Below are 13,411 nucleotides of genomic sequence, written 5' to 3'. Positions count from 1 at the left end.
TGCGGTGGTCGGGGGACATTCCCGGAACGGAAGGCGAAGCAGGTCGTGTCAGTACAGAACACCATCCATGTCGACGGAGAGTGGCGCGCAGCCGCAGCAGGGGCCACGCGCGAGATCCTCGACCCTGCGGATGCCAAGACGTTCGCCGTGATCGCCGAGGGCGGCACCGAGGACGCGGACGCCGCGATCGCCGCCGCCCGCAAGGCCTTCGACGAGGGCCCGTGGCCGACGACGCCCGTCGCCGAGCGCGCCGCGCTGCTGCGCCGTGTCGCCGACCTCCTCGTCCGGGACCGGGAGAAGATCGGCCTCCTGGAGAGCCGGGACGCGGGCAAGACCGTCGAGGAGGGCCGCGTCGACGTCGACTGCGTCGCCGACGCCTTCCGCTACTTCGCCGATCTCGTCATCGGTGAGGGCGCGGGCCGCGTCGTCGACGCGGGGTCCGACGACATCCACAGTGTCGTCGTGCACGAGCCCGTCGGCGTCTGCTCCATGATCACGCCGTGGAACTACCCGCTCCTGCAAGCGAGTTGGAAGATCGCCCCGGCGCTCGCCGCGGGCAACACCTTCGTCATCAAGCCGAGCGAGATCACGCCGCTGACGACGGTCGTGCTGATCGAGCTGCTGGTCGAGGCCGGGCTGCCGCAGGGCGTCGCCAACATCGTGACCGGGCCCGGCGCCACCGTCGGCGCCCGCTTCGCCGACCACCCCGACGTCGACCTCGTCTCCTTCACCGGCGGCCTGATCAGCGGCACCAAGGTCGCGCAGGCCGCGGCCGTCTCCGTCAAGAAGGTCGCCCTCGAACTCGGCGGCAAGAACCCGAACGTCGTCTTCGCCGACGCGTGCGAGACGGACGAGGACTTCGACACCGCCGTCGACCAGGCGCTCAACGCCGCCTTCATCCACAGCGGCCAGGTCTGCTCCGCCGGCTCCCGCCTCATCATCGAGGAGTCCGTGCGCGAGCGCTTCGTCGCCGAACTCACCCGCCGCGCCGAGAAGATCCGCCTCGGCCGCGGCACCGAGGACAACGTCGAGTGCGGCCCGCTGGTCAGCGAGCCCCAGCGCGACAAGACCGAGGACTACGTCGCCTCCGCGCTCGCCGAGGGCGCCGTGCTGCGCTGCGGCGGCAAGCGCCCCGAGGCCTCCGACGTGCGGCCCGCCACCGGCTACTTCTACGAGCCGACCGTCCTCGACCAGTGCCACCGCGAGATGCGCGTCGTCCGCGAGGAGACCTTCGGTCCGATCCTCACCGTCGAGACGTTCCGCACCGAGGACGAGGCCGTCGCGCTCGCCAACGACACGGAGTACGGCCTCGCGGGCGGCGTGTGGACCACCGACGCGGGCCGCGCCCGCCGCATGGCGCGCCTCCTGCGCCACGGCACCGTCTGGATCAACGACTTCCACCCCTACCTCCCGCAGGCCGAGTGGGGCGGTTTCGGCAAGAGCGGCGTGGGCCGCGAGCTGGGCCCTGCGGGGCTCGCCGAGTATCGCGAGAGCAAGCACGTGTACCAGAACCTGGCGCCCAAGCCCGTCCGGTGGTTCGCGGGCTGACGTCGTCGTTCTCTTGGGCCTCGCGCCCGTACACGTAAGCGTTGTGAACGCCTCGGGGCTCCGCCCCGGACCCCGCTGCTCAATCGCCGCAGGGGCTTGAGTTGGTCTTGGAGTTGAGTCATGTCTGAAAACACGTACGACTACGTCATCGTCGGTGGCGGCACCGCGGGATCGGTGATCGCCTCCCGGCTCACCGAGAACCCGGACGTCACCGTCGCCGTCATCGAGGGTGGCCCCAGCGACATCGACCGCGACGACGTGCTGACGCTGCGCCGCTGGCTCGGCCTGCTCGGGGGCGACCTGGACTACGGCTACACCACCACCGAGCAGCCGCGCGGCAACTCGCACATCCTGCACAGCCGCGCCAAGGTGCTGGGCGGCTGCTCGTCGCACAACACGCTCATCTCGTTCAAGCCGCTGCCCGGCGACTGGGACGAGTGGGCGGCCGCGGGCGCCGAGGGCTGGGACCACAAGGCGATGGACCCGTACTTCGGCAAGCTGCGCAACAACATCGTCCCGGTCGACGAGAAGGACCGGAACGCGATCGCGAGCGACTTCGTGCAGGCCGCGCGCGCCGCGACGGGCGTGCCGCGCGTCGAGGGCTTCAACAAGGGCCCGTTCAAGGACGGCGTCGGCTTCTTCGACCTGGCGTACCACCCCGAGAACAACAAGCGGTCCTCCGCCTCGGTGGCCTACCTCCACCCGCACATGGAGGCCGGTGACCGCCCCAACCTCACGCTGCTGCTGGAGACTTGGGCGTACAAGCTGGAGTTCGACGCGTCGGACGAAGGGCTGACCGCGCGCGGCGTGCGCGTGCGCGGCAAGGACGGCGTGGAGAAGCTCATATCCGCGCGCACCGAGGTCCTCGTGTGCGCGGGCGCCGTCGACACCCCGCGCCTGCTGATGCACTCCGGCATCGGCCCGAAGGCGGACCTGGAAGCCCTCGGCATCCCGGTCCTGCACGATCTGCCGGGCGTCGGCGAGAACCTGCTCGACCACCCGGAGTCGGTCATCGTCTGGGAGACGAACGGGCCGATCCCCGAGAACAGCGCCATGGACAGCGACGCGGGCCTGTTCATCCAGCGCGACCCGGAGGCATCGGGGCCGGACCTGATGTTCCACTTCTACCAAATCCCGTTCACGGACAACCCGGAGCGCCTCGGCTACGAGCAGCCGGAGCACGGGGTGTCCATGACGCCGAACATCCCCAAGCCGAAGAGCCGCGGCCGTGTCTACCTGACCAGCGCGGACCCCGAGGTCAAGCCCGCCCTCGACTTCCGGTACTTCACGGACGAGGACGACTACGACGGCAGGACCCTCGTCGACGGCATCAAGATCGCCCGCGAGATCGCGAAGACCGAGCCGCTGGCCGGCTGGCTGAAGCGCGAGGTGTGCCCCGGCCCCGACGTCACGGACGACGAGGCGCTCAGCGAGTACGCGCGCAAGGTCGCGCACACCGTCTACCACCCCGCGGGAACTTGCCGCATCGGTGCTGCGGACGACGAACTCGCCGTGGTAGACCCCCAGTTGAAGGTCCGCGGGCTGCAGTCCATCCGTATCGCCGACGCGTCCGTCTTCCCGACGATGCCCGCGGTGAACCCGATGATCGGGGTGCTCATGGTCGGGGAGAAGTGCGCCGAACTGCTGGGTGGTGATGCGTGATGAGCGCGACCGTGTCTTCTGTGGTTCCCCCGAACGAAGAGAAGCGGACCGATTCGGGGTCCGAGACCGTGTTCGCCGTGCGCAACCTGTGGAAGGTCTTCGGCCCGAAGGCCGAAAGCGTGCCGGACCAGACCGAGTTGGCGGACCTGAGCGCCGCCGAACTGCGGGAGAGGACGGGCTGCACGGCCGCCGTGCGTGACGTGTCGTTCGACGTGAAGCGGGGCGAGGTCTTCGTTGTCATGGGCCTGTCGGGCTCCGGCAAGTCGACCCTCGTACGCTGCCTGACCCGGCTCATCGAGCCGACGTCCGGGAAGCTGGAGATCGACGGCGAGGACGTCCTGGGCATGGACAGGTCCCGCCTGCGCGAACTGCGCCGCCACCGCGCCGCGATGGTCTTCCAGCACTTCGGCCTCCTCCCGCACCGCACGGTCCTCGACAACGTCGCGTACGGCCTGGAGATCCAGGGCATGGGCCGCGCCGAGCGCCGCGCGAAGGCCATGGAGGTCGTCGCGAAGGTCGGCCTCGACGGCCTGGAGCAGCGCCGCCCCGGCCAGCTCTCCGGCGGCCAGCAGCAGCGGGTGGGGTTGGCGCGGGCGCTGGCAGTCGACCCGGAGGTTCTTCTCTTCGACGAGCCGTTCAGCGCGCTCGACCCGCTCATCCGGCGGGACATGCAGGAGGAGGTCGTGCGCCTGCACCGCGAGGAGGGCCGCACGATGGTCTTCATCACCCACGACCTCCAGGAGGCGCTGCGCCTCGGTGACCGCATCGCGCTGATGCGCGACGGCAAGGTCGTCCAGCTCGGCACGCCCGAGGAGATCGTGGGCGCGCCCGCCGACGACTACGTCCGCGAGTTCGTCCGTGACGTGCCGCGCGAGCAGGTCATGACCGTACGCAGGGCCATGCGGCCCGCCGACGCGGACGAGGCGGACCGGGGGCCTTCGATCGCGCCCGACGCGACGGTTTCGGAGGCGATCGAGGCGGTTGCTTCCAGCGGGTTCGCGGTGCGGGTCGTGGAGGCGGGGGAGTGTGTCGGCGTAGTCGATCATGAGCGGTTGCTTGCGGTGGTGGCCGGTGTGAGTCCTGGCGCGGGAGCCGTGCCTACGTCTCGGGGCTCCGCCCCGGACCCCGCTGCTCAATCGCCGCAGGGGCTTGATTTGCCCGCCGTAGCGGACAAATCTGGGGACGAGGAGAGCCGCTGATGGCTGCTGCCATAACCCTCGCTCCGGCAGGCGGCGGTATCCGGCGGAATCGTTCCCTGGGCAAGATCGCCCTGCTCGCTGTCGTCGCCGCGATCCTCATCCCCCTGGCCCACGCCAAGTGGTCCAGCGGCACGTGGCCGCACGCCCTCACCGTCGACCTCACCGGACCCCTCGGCGACGCCACGGACTGGGTGATCGACAACCGGGACAGCCACCCGCTGTTCCTGTACTTCTTCGGCTACATCAGCAACGGTGTCGTCCTCTCCGTGCGCGCCGTCTACCTGGTCCTGCTGGCCATGGGCTGGGCAGGCGTGACAGCGGCGGCGGGCCTCATCGCCTGGCGGGTCGCCGGATGGCGCCTCGCCGCGTCCGCGGTCGTCGCGTTCCTGGCGTGCGGCGCCCTCGGCATGTGGGTGCCCACCATGCAGACGCTGGCGCTGATGGTGATCGCCGTGCTCGCCTCGGTGGTCCTCGGCGCCGCCCTTGGCCTCGCCGCGGGCCTGAGCGACACCATGTACCGGGCGCTGCGGCCGGTCCTCGACACCATGCAGGTGCTGCCCGCGTACGCGTATCTGCTCCCGGTCGTCCTCGTCTTCGGCATGGGCGTCCCGGCCGCCGTGCTCGCCACGGTCGTCTACGCCGCCCCGCCGATGGCCCGCCTCACCGCGCTCGGCCTGCGCTCCGCGGACGGCGGCGTGATGGAGGCCGTCACCTCGCTGGGCGCCACGGCCCGCCAGCGACTGCTCTCCGCGCGCCTGCCGCTGGCCCGCAAGGAACTCCTCCTCGGCCTCAACCAGACGATCATGATGGCGCTCTCCATGGCCGTCATCGCTTCCGTGATCGGCGCGGGCGGCCTCGGTGACCGCGTCTACCAGGCGCTCGCCTCCGTCGACGTCGGCGCCGCGCTCGCGGCCGGCATCCCGATCGTGCTGCTCGCCGTCATCCTCGACCGGGTCACGGCCGCGGCCGGGGCACGGATGGGCTCGCACGACACGTCCGCCGTGCACTGGCGGTGGGACGTGCTCGCCGTCGTCGTCGGCACCGGCGTGGTCGCTCTGGCGGCCCGCTTCCTGGACCGCCTCGACTGGCCCGACGCCTGGGTAGTCACCATCGCGACACCCGTCAACGACGCGGTCGACTGGATGACGGACCATCTCTACACCGGCGTCCCGTACATCGGCGGCACCGCCGACTGGGCCGCGCACTTCACCACGGGGATCCTCAACCCGGTGCGTGACGGCCTCACCTGGCTGCCCTGGTGGTCGGTGCTGCTGATCGTCGCCGCGCTCTCCTGGCTGATCGGCACCTGGCGCACCGCGCTCACCGCGGTCCTCGCGATGGCCGCGATCGGCGTACTGGGCGTATGGAAGCCGTCGCTCGACACGCTCTCGCAGGTCATCGCGGCCGTCCTGGTCACGCTGGTCCTCGGCGTCGCGATCGGCATCGCGGCGGCCCGCAGCGAACGCCTCGAACGACTGCTCCGCCCGGTCCTGGACGTCTTCCAGACCATGCCGCAGTTCGTGTACCTGATCCCGGTCGTCGCCCTCTTCGGCGTCGGCCGCGCCCCGGCCGTCGCCGCGGCGGTCGTCTACGCGCTCCCCGCCGTCGTACGCATCACGACACAAGGCCTACGGCAGGTGGACCCGGCCGCGATGGAGGCGTCCCGCTCGATGGGCGCGACCACGTGGCAGCAACTGCGACAGGTCCAACTCCCGCTCGCACGCCCGGCGTTGCTGCTCGCCGTCAACCAGGGCGTCGTCCTGGTCCTCGCCGTCGTCATCATCGGCGGTCTGGTCGGCGGTGGCGCGCTCGGCTACGACGTGGTCTTCGGCCTCGCGCAAGGTGATCTGGCCACTGGCCTGGTCGCGGGCGCGGCGATCGTCTGCCTGGGCCTGATGCTGGACCGGGTGACGCAGCCGACGCAACGCCGCGACCGCACGGGAAAGGGGGCGTGACATGCGTACTCGTATCCGAACTCGTATGACGCTCAAGGCAGTTGCCGGAGTCGGCGTCCTGCTCGCGGCCACCGGCTGCGGCGCCGCCGACATGACCAAGCAGGCCTCCCCGTACGCCAACGCGCAGGGCGCCAAGACGGTGACCCTCTCGGTCCAGTCGTGGGTGGGCGCCCAGGCCAATGTCGCCGTGGCCCAGTACCTCCTGGAACACGAACTCGGCTACCGGGTGGACACCGTCCAGGTGGACGAGGTCCCGGCCTGGGACGCCCTCAGCCAGGGCCGCGTCGACGCGATCCTGGAGGACTGGGGCCACCCCGACCAGGTGCAGCGCTACGTCAAGGACAAGAAGCTGATCGAGCCCGGCGGCGACCTCGGCGTCACGGGCCACATCGGCTGGTTCGTCCCCACGTACTTCGCGAAGAAGCACCCCGACGTCACGAACTGGAAGAACCTCGACAAGTACGCGGACCAGTTCAAGACGCCGGAGAGCGGCGGCAAGGGCCAACTCCTCGACGGCTCCCCGTCGTACGTAACGAACGACAAGGCGCTGGTGAAGAACCTGAACCTGGACTACCAGGTCGTCTTCGCCGGTTCGGAAGCCGCCCAGATCACGCAGATGAAGCAGTTCGCGAAGCAGAAGAAGCCCTTCCTCTCGTACTGGTACACCCCGCAGTGGCTCACGAAGCAGGTGCCGATGACGGAGGTGAAGCTGCCCAAGTACAAGGAGGGCTGCGACGCCGACCCGAAGAAGATCACCTGCGCCTACCCGACGACGCCGCTCCAGAAGTACCTCAACACGGGCTTCGCCAAGAACGGCGGCGAGGCGGCGCAGCTCCTGAAGAACTTCAAGTGGACGACGAGCGACCAGAACGAGGTCTCCCTCCTCATCGCCGACAAGAAGCTCACGCCGGAGGCCGCGGCCAAGAAGTGGATCGACACGCATCGCTCCACGTGGAAGGCGTGGCTGCCGAAGTGAGTTGAGGGGGCGGTGGGGGCGGGACTGTGACGCCTGTCGACGACGACATCGTCGACAGGCGTCACAGTCCCGCCCCCACCCATCCGCCTACCGCAACCCCTCCGCGATCTCCCGCACCGCTCCCATCGCCCTCCGCTGCAAGCCCGGGCCGAACGTGATGCGGGTCGCGCCCAGCTCGCCCCATTCGCGCGGGGACGGGCCGCCAGGGGGCGCGCCCACGTTGATCGGGCCCTCGATCGCGGAGCGCAGCGCCGGGACGGCGTCCGGTGGGGCGCCGATCGGGTAGACGCAGTCGGCGCCCGCGGCGATGTACAGGCGGGCGCGTTCCACCGCCTCGGCGATCGGGTCCGCGGCGCCGCGGATGAACGTGTCGACGCGGGCGTTCAGGAACACCCGGTCACCGGCTGCCGCCCGCACCTCGGCCAGCCAATCCGCCTGTGTGTGCGGGGAGTTGAGGGACCCGTCGGGGAGGGAGTCCTCCAGGTTGCAGCCGACCGCTCCCGTCTCCAGGAGGCGTTCCACCAGTTCCTTCGGCGCGAGCCCGTAGCCGGCCTCGATGTCCGCCGACACCGGCACCGACACTGCGCGCACGATCCGGCGGACCGCCGCGAACATCTCGTCCGGGGGCGTGGAACCGTCCTCGTGGCCGAGGGAGGCGGCGACCCCGGCGGACGGTGTCGCGAGCGCCGGGAAGCCGGCCTCCTCGAAGACGCGGGCGCTCGCCGCGTCCCATGGGCCCGGTAGGACGAGCGGGTCGCCGGGGGAGCGGTCGTGGTGCAGGGCGCGGAACGTATCGGCAGCGCTCGGACTCACCATGCGGGGCCTCCTGGTTCGATGCGCCGGCTCACCATCAGCCGGTTCCAGTTGTTGATGACCGTGATCGAGGCGATGAGGTGGGCGAGTTCCGGGTCGGTGAAGTGGTGCGCTGCCTCCTCGTACACCTCGTCCGGGACGTAGCCGTCCGTCGTCAGGAGCGTAATGGCGTCCGTGAGGGCGAGTGCAGCCCTTTCTCGGTCGTCGAAGGTGTCGCCGGACTCGCGCCACGCATTCAGGAGCGCGATGCGTTTCGCGGACTCGCCGTTCTTGCTCACCGCGATGTCCACGTGCATGTCCAGGCAGAACGCGCACTCGTTCAGCTGTGAGGCGCGGATCGACACCAGTTCGGTGAGGACCGGGTCGCCGAGGCCCTTCTTGGCGGCGACGCTCAGTGCCTGCATCGCCGTACGGACCCCGGCGTCCAACTGCCGCGTACGAACGGTCACTTGAAGTCGCCCGGCGTGTAGTGGCCCGGCGACTGGCGGGTCGAGACGCCGAAGCGGTTCCACGCGTTGATGACCGTGATCGCGGCGATCAGCTGGGCCAGTTCCTGTTCGTCGAAGGCCTTCGCGGCCTTTTCGTAGACCTCGTCGGGGACGAAACCGTCGGTGAGGACCGTGATCGCCTCGGTCAGTTCGAGGGCCGCGATCTCCTTCTCCGTGTAGAAGTGCTTCGACTCCTCCCAGGCGCTGAGCTGGATGATCCGCTCCACGCTCTCGCCCGCCGCCAGCGCGTCCTTCGTGTGCATGTCGAGGCAGAGCGCGCAGCGGTTGATCTGCGAGGCGCGGACCTTGACCAGTTCGGCGATCTTGGGGTCCACGCCCGCGCGGGCGGCCGCGTCGAGCCTGATCATCGCCTTGAAGACCTCGGGCGCGTGCCGGTGCCAGTCGAGGCGGGGGGTGTGCTCGTGGACGTATTCCGGGTTCGTGTTCGGGTTCGTGTTCGTGTTCGTCATGGTTTGAGCCTACGAGGGAAGTGGCCCAGGGGTATGGTCCATTTACGTGGAAGAATCTTGGGCCAATTCTGTGTCCCGGCGTGCGCTCGGTATCGATCTGCATCTCGACCCCGGGCCCTCCGGGGGCGTGCGTCGCGGGCTCATCGACGCGCTCCGTGAGGCCGTGCGCGGCGGGCGGCTCGCCCCCGGGACCCGGCTGCCCGCCTCCCGCACCCTCGCTGCCGACCTCGGCCTCGCCCGCAACACCGTCGCCGACGCCTACGCCGACCTCGTCGCCGAGGGCTGGCTCACCGCCCGGCAGGGCTCCGGCACCCGGGTGGCCGAGCGGCCGGGGCGGGCGCCGAGCCCGGCCCCCGTCACGAACCGCGTCCCCTTCGGCGGGTACCGCTACGACCTGATGCCCGGCCGCCCCGACCTCGCCTCCTTCCCGCGCGCCGAATGGCTGAAGGCCGCACGCCGCGCCCTGACCGCCGCCCCGAACGAGGCCCTCGGCTACGGCGACCCGCGCGGCCGCCCCGAACTGCGCGCCGCCCTCGCCGGCTATCTGGCCCGCGCCCGCGGCGTCCAGGCCTCGCCGGAGCGGATCGTCGTCTGCGCCGGGTTCGTGCAGGGCATGATCCTGCTCGGTGAGGTGCTGCACGGCAGGGGCGTGCGCGACATCGCCGTGGAGTCGTACGGGCTCGATCTTCACTGGGGGTATCTGACGCGGCCTCCCGGGATGCGGACTCGGCCGCTTCCGTTCGACGAACTGGGCGCGGATGTACGGGAGTTGGGTGGAGGGGGTGGGGCTGTACTGCTCACCCCGGCCCATCAGTTCCCCCTCGGTGTCGCCCTGCATGCCCGCCGTCGCGCCGCCGTCGTCGACTGGGCGCGCCGCACCGGCTCACTGATCCTGGAGGACGACTACGACGGCGAGTTCCGCTACGACCGCCAGCCCGTCGGCGCCCTCCAGGGCCTCGACCCGGACCGCGTCGTCTACCTCGGCACCGCCAGCAAGTCCCTCGCCCCCGGGCTGCGGCTCGGCTGGATGGTGCTGCCCGCGCCGCTCGTCGACGAGGTCGTCGCGGCCAAGGGGCACACCGACTGGTCCTGCGGCGTCCTCGACCAGCTCACCCTCGCCGAATTCCTGGAATCGGGCGCGTACGACCGTCATGTGCGCGCCGCACGGCTGCGCTACCGGCGCCGCCGCGACCAGCTCGTCGCCGCCCTCGCCGAGCGCGCGCCGGCCGTACGCGCCACCGGCATCGCCGCCGGACTGCACGCCGTGCTCCAACTCCCGCCCGGCACCGAACGATCCGTCGTCCAGGCCGCCGCCTGGCAGCGCCTCGGCATCGCGGGCCTGGCCGAATTCCGGCACGAGGACGCTCCCGAGGCGGGGAACCCGATGGACGCCCTCGTCGTCGGATACGGGACACCGCCCGACCACGCGTGGCCCGGCGCGTTGGATACCCTGTGCCGGGTCCTGCCCTAGGGCGGGCGCAAAAGCAGAAACGTACGGCGAATCACGGGGGAATCACCATGAACGACAGCGACCGCACGGACGCCGCGAACAAGGCGGCCACTCGACGACGGCTGCGCTCCGGCACCGTCGCGCTCGGCGGCGTGGGCCTGCTGGCCGCCGCGCTCACCGCCTGCTCATCGGACTCCGACGTCGACAAGCGGTGCATCGACCGCAACAGCTACAACGCCGGCAAGGGCTACAAGGTCGTCTCCGACAAGTACTGCAAGTCCACGTCCACCAAGTCCTCGGTGAACGGCAGTTGGTACTACGGCGGCAAGAAGAAGGGCAGCCACGTCGGCAGCGGCTCCTTCACCAAGTCCTCAGGTGGCGGCGTCACACGCGGCGGCTTCGGAAGCGGCGGCAAGGGCGGAAGCTCCGGCGGCTGAGCCCCGGAGACACTGATGAAGCGACACACCATCACCCCGCGTCCCGGCTGGCAGCAGACCGTCGAGGAGCAGGGGCTCATCTACCCGCTCACCCGCTACCCCGACGACTCACTGCGCCCCTACTGGGACGAGAGCGCCTACTACGAGTTCTCCCTCCCCGAGGTCGAGGCGCTCGAAGACGTCGTCGAGGAACTGCACCGCATGTGCCTCGCCGCGGCCGAGCACATCGTCCGCACCGACCGCTTCGCCGACCTCGGGATCACCGACCCGCAGGTCGCCGCGGCGGTCGCCGAGGCCTGGGAGCGGCGAACCGAACTCCCTTCCATTTACGGCCGGTTCGACCTGCGGTACGACGGCACAGGACCCGCGAAACTCCTTGAGTACAACGCGGACACCCCCACCTCGCTCGTCGAGGCCGCGAGTCCCCAGTGGTTCTGGATGGAGGAGCGGTTCCCCGGCGCCGACCAGTGGAACTCGCTCCACGAACGGCTCGTCGACGCCTGGAAGAAGCAGGCCGCCCTGCTCCCGCCCGGCAGCCCGCTCTACTTCGCGCACTCCTCGGCCGACGAACTCGGCGAGGACCTGATGACCGTCGGCTACCTGAAGGAGACCGCCGAACAGGCGGGCCTCGACACCGGCTGGATCTCCATGGAGGAGATCGGCTGGGACAGCCTGTCCGAACGCTTCGTCGACAACCAACTCCGGTTCATCCGCAGCTGCTTCAAGCTGTACCCGTGGGAGTGGCTGACCTCCGACGCGTTCGCCCCGCACGTCCTCGCCGGCCTCGACAACGGCGGCGGCACGGGTACGACGATGTGGATCGAGCCCGCCTGGAAGATGCTGCTCAGCAACAAGGCGCTGCTCGCGGTGCTCTGGGAGCTGTACCCCGGTCACCCGAACCTGCTGCCCGCCTACCTCGACGGACCGCGCGAACTCGCGACCGACACCAACGGCCCCGGCTACGTATCGAAGCCGCTGCTCGGCCGCGAGGGCGCGGGCGTCACGATCCACGCGCCTGGGACCATGGCCAAGGCGCCCGAAGAGCCCTGCTGCTACCAGCAGTTGAGCGAGCTGCCCGACTTCGACGGCAACCGCGTCGTCCTCGGCGCGTGGGTCGTCGAGGACGAGGCGGCAGGCCTCGGCATCCGGGAGTCGGCGGGCCTGGTCACGGACGAGTACGCCCGCTTCCTGCCCCACGTCATCCTGTGAGCCGCACGGAAGACGCTTACGCGCCCAGCACCGTCCGGAGCTGATCGAGGCCCCAGTCCAGATCGTCCTTGCTGATCACCAGCGGCGGGGCGATCCGGATGGTGGACCCGTGGGTGTCCTTCACCAGGACCCCGCGGTCCATCAGCTTCTCCGAGATCTCCCGGCCCGTCCCGTACGACGGATCGATGTCGACGCCCGCCCACAGGCCGCGCCCGCGCACCTGCGTCACCTTCCCGGTCCCCGTCAAAAGGCCCAGCTCGGCGTGGAGATGTTCGCCGAGTTCGGTGGCCCGCTGCTGGAACTCCCCGGTACGCAGCATCGCGATCACCTCAAGCGCCACGGCGCACGCGAGCGGGTTCCCGCCGAACGTCGACCCGTGCTCGCCGGGCCGGAACACCCCGAGCACGTCCTTGTTCGACACCACCGCCGACACCGGCACGACCCCACCGCCGAGCGCCTTGCCCAGCACGTACACGTCCGGCACCACGCCCTCGTGCTCGCACGCGAACGTACGGCCGGTGCGGCCGAGCCCCGATTGGATCTCGTCGGCGATGAAGAGGACGTCGCGCTCGCGCGTCAACTCCCTTACACCCGCGAGGTATCCGGGCGGCGGGACGAGCACGCCCGCCTCGCCCTGGATCGGTTCGAGGAGCACGGCCACGGTCTCGTCGGTGACGGCCGCCCGCAGCGCCTCCAGATCCCCGTACGGGACGATGTCGAAGCCCGGCGTGTACGGACCGAAGTCGGCGCGCGCCTCCTCGTCGGTGGAGAAGCTGACGATGGTCGTCGTACGCCCGTGGAAGTTGTCGCTCGCGACCACGATCCTGGCCCGCCCGTCCGGCACGCCCTTCACCTGGTAGCCCCACTTCCGGGCGGTCTTCACGGCGGTCTCGACGGCCTCCGCGCCCGTGTTCATCGGCAGCACCATCTCCATGCCGCACAGCTCGGCGAGCTCCGCGCAGAACGCGGCGAACCGGTCGTGGTGAAAGGCCCGCGACGTCAGCGTGACCCGCTCCAGCTGCGCCTTCGCGGCCTCGATCAGCCGCCGGTTGCCGTGCCCGAAGTTGAGCGCCGAGTACCCGGCGAGCATGTCGAGATAGCGCCGCCCCTCGACATCCGTCAGCCACGCGCCCTCGGCGGTGGCGACGACGACGGGGAGGGGGTGGTAGTTGTGTGCGCCGTGCTCCTCGGAGGCGGCGATGAA

General features: G+C 70.4%; 12 protein-coding genes. 8 read left to right on the top strand and 4 right to left on the bottom strand.

Going from position 1 to position 13,411, the window contains the following annotated elements:
• Positions 1–45: 45 nt before the first annotated feature.
• The 5 genes from ACFYWS_RS06525 (at position 46) to ACFYWS_RS06505 (ending at position 7,340) form a co-directional block, all read left to right on the top strand.
• Positions 46–1,548, top strand: a complete 1,503-nt coding sequence (locus ACFYWS_RS06525; protein ID WP_389270266.1) for an aldehyde dehydrogenase family protein — start codon at positions 46–48, stop codon at positions 1,546–1,548.
• Between the two features lie 120 nt (positions 1,549–1,668).
• Positions 1,669–3,210: a GMC family oxidoreductase gene (locus ACFYWS_RS06520; RefSeq protein ID WP_389270263.1), complete on the top strand. Its 1,542-nt coding sequence runs from the start codon at positions 1,669–1,671 to the stop codon at positions 3,208–3,210.
• Positions 3,210–4,409 carry a glycine betaine/L-proline ABC transporter ATP-binding protein gene (locus ACFYWS_RS06515; protein ID WP_389270260.1) on the top strand — a complete coding sequence of 400 codons (1,200 nt, stop codon included), beginning with the start codon at positions 3,210–3,212 and terminating at the stop codon, positions 4,407–4,409. The genes ACFYWS_RS06520 and ACFYWS_RS06515 overlap by 1 nt, the downstream gene beginning before the upstream one ends.
• Entirely contained in the window at positions 4,409–6,364 is a 1,956-nt protein-coding gene (locus ACFYWS_RS06510; RefSeq protein WP_389270257.1) for an ABC transporter permease, read from the top strand. Before ACFYWS_RS06515 ends, ACFYWS_RS06510 begins: the two co-directional genes overlap by 1 nt.
• 1 nt (position 6,365) lies before the next feature.
• Positions 6,366–7,340, top strand: coding sequence for an ABC transporter substrate-binding protein (locus tag ACFYWS_RS06505; protein ID WP_389270254.1), 975 nt, complete (start codon positions 6,366–6,368; stop codon positions 7,338–7,340).
• Positions 7,341–7,427: 87 nt separating this feature from the next.
• Here the strand turns inward: ACFYWS_RS06505 and ACFYWS_RS06500 are convergent, their stop codons facing one another.
• From ACFYWS_RS06500 to ACFYWS_RS06490, 3 genes are read right to left on the bottom strand one after another with little or no spacing between them, the layout of a single operon-like run.
• Positions 7,428–8,156, bottom strand: coding sequence for an isocitrate lyase/phosphoenolpyruvate mutase family protein (locus ACFYWS_RS06500; protein WP_389270251.1), 729 nt, complete (start codon positions 8,154–8,156; stop codon positions 7,428–7,430).
• The gene (locus tag ACFYWS_RS06495; protein ID WP_389270248.1) at positions 8,150–8,602 is read right to left on the bottom strand and encodes a carboxymuconolactone decarboxylase family protein; all 453 of its coding nucleotides are present in this window, start codon (positions 8,600–8,602) and stop codon (positions 8,150–8,152) included. The genes ACFYWS_RS06500 and ACFYWS_RS06495 overlap by 7 nt, the downstream gene beginning before the upstream one ends.
• On the bottom strand, positions 8,599–9,111 hold the full coding sequence (locus tag ACFYWS_RS06490) for a carboxymuconolactone decarboxylase family protein (protein ID WP_389270245.1): 513 nt from the start codon (positions 9,109–9,111) through the stop codon (positions 8,599–8,601). The genes ACFYWS_RS06495 and ACFYWS_RS06490 overlap by 4 nt, the downstream gene beginning before the upstream one ends.
• Positions 9,112–9,157: 46 nt before the next feature.
• On the opposite strand from ACFYWS_RS06490, the gene ACFYWS_RS06485 reads away from it, so the two are divergent.
• From ACFYWS_RS06485 to ACFYWS_RS06475, 3 genes are read left to right on the top strand one after another with little or no spacing between them, the layout of a single operon-like run.
• Positions 9,158–10,582, top strand: a complete 1,425-nt coding sequence (locus ACFYWS_RS06485) for a PLP-dependent aminotransferase family protein (protein ID WP_389270243.1) — start codon at positions 9,158–9,160, stop codon at positions 10,580–10,582.
• A gap of 47 nt (positions 10,583–10,629) precedes the next feature.
• Entirely contained in the window at positions 10,630–10,998 is a 369-nt protein-coding gene (locus ACFYWS_RS06480; RefSeq protein ID WP_389270240.1) for a hypothetical protein, read from the top strand.
• Positions 10,999–11,013: 15 nt separating this feature from the next.
• Positions 11,014–12,207, top strand: coding sequence for a glutathionylspermidine synthase family protein (locus tag ACFYWS_RS06475; RefSeq protein WP_389270238.1), 1,194 nt, complete (start codon positions 11,014–11,016; stop codon positions 12,205–12,207).
• Between the two features lie 16 nt (positions 12,208–12,223).
• Here the strand turns inward: ACFYWS_RS06475 and rocD are convergent, their stop codons facing one another.
• Entirely contained in the window at positions 12,224–13,408 is a 1,185-nt protein-coding gene (gene rocD, locus ACFYWS_RS06470; RefSeq protein ID WP_389271731.1) for an ornithine--oxo-acid transaminase, read from the bottom strand.
• Positions 13,409–13,411 lie beyond the last annotated feature (3 nt).

It is taken from the genome of Streptomyces sp. NPDC002795 (assembly GCF_042888725.1).
Taxonomy (GTDB): Bacteria; Actinomycetota; Actinomycetes; order Streptomycetales; family Streptomycetaceae; genus Streptomyces.
The sequence above is the reverse complement of the archived record's forward strand: the minus strand, read 5'-3'. Positions and strand labels throughout refer to the sequence as shown.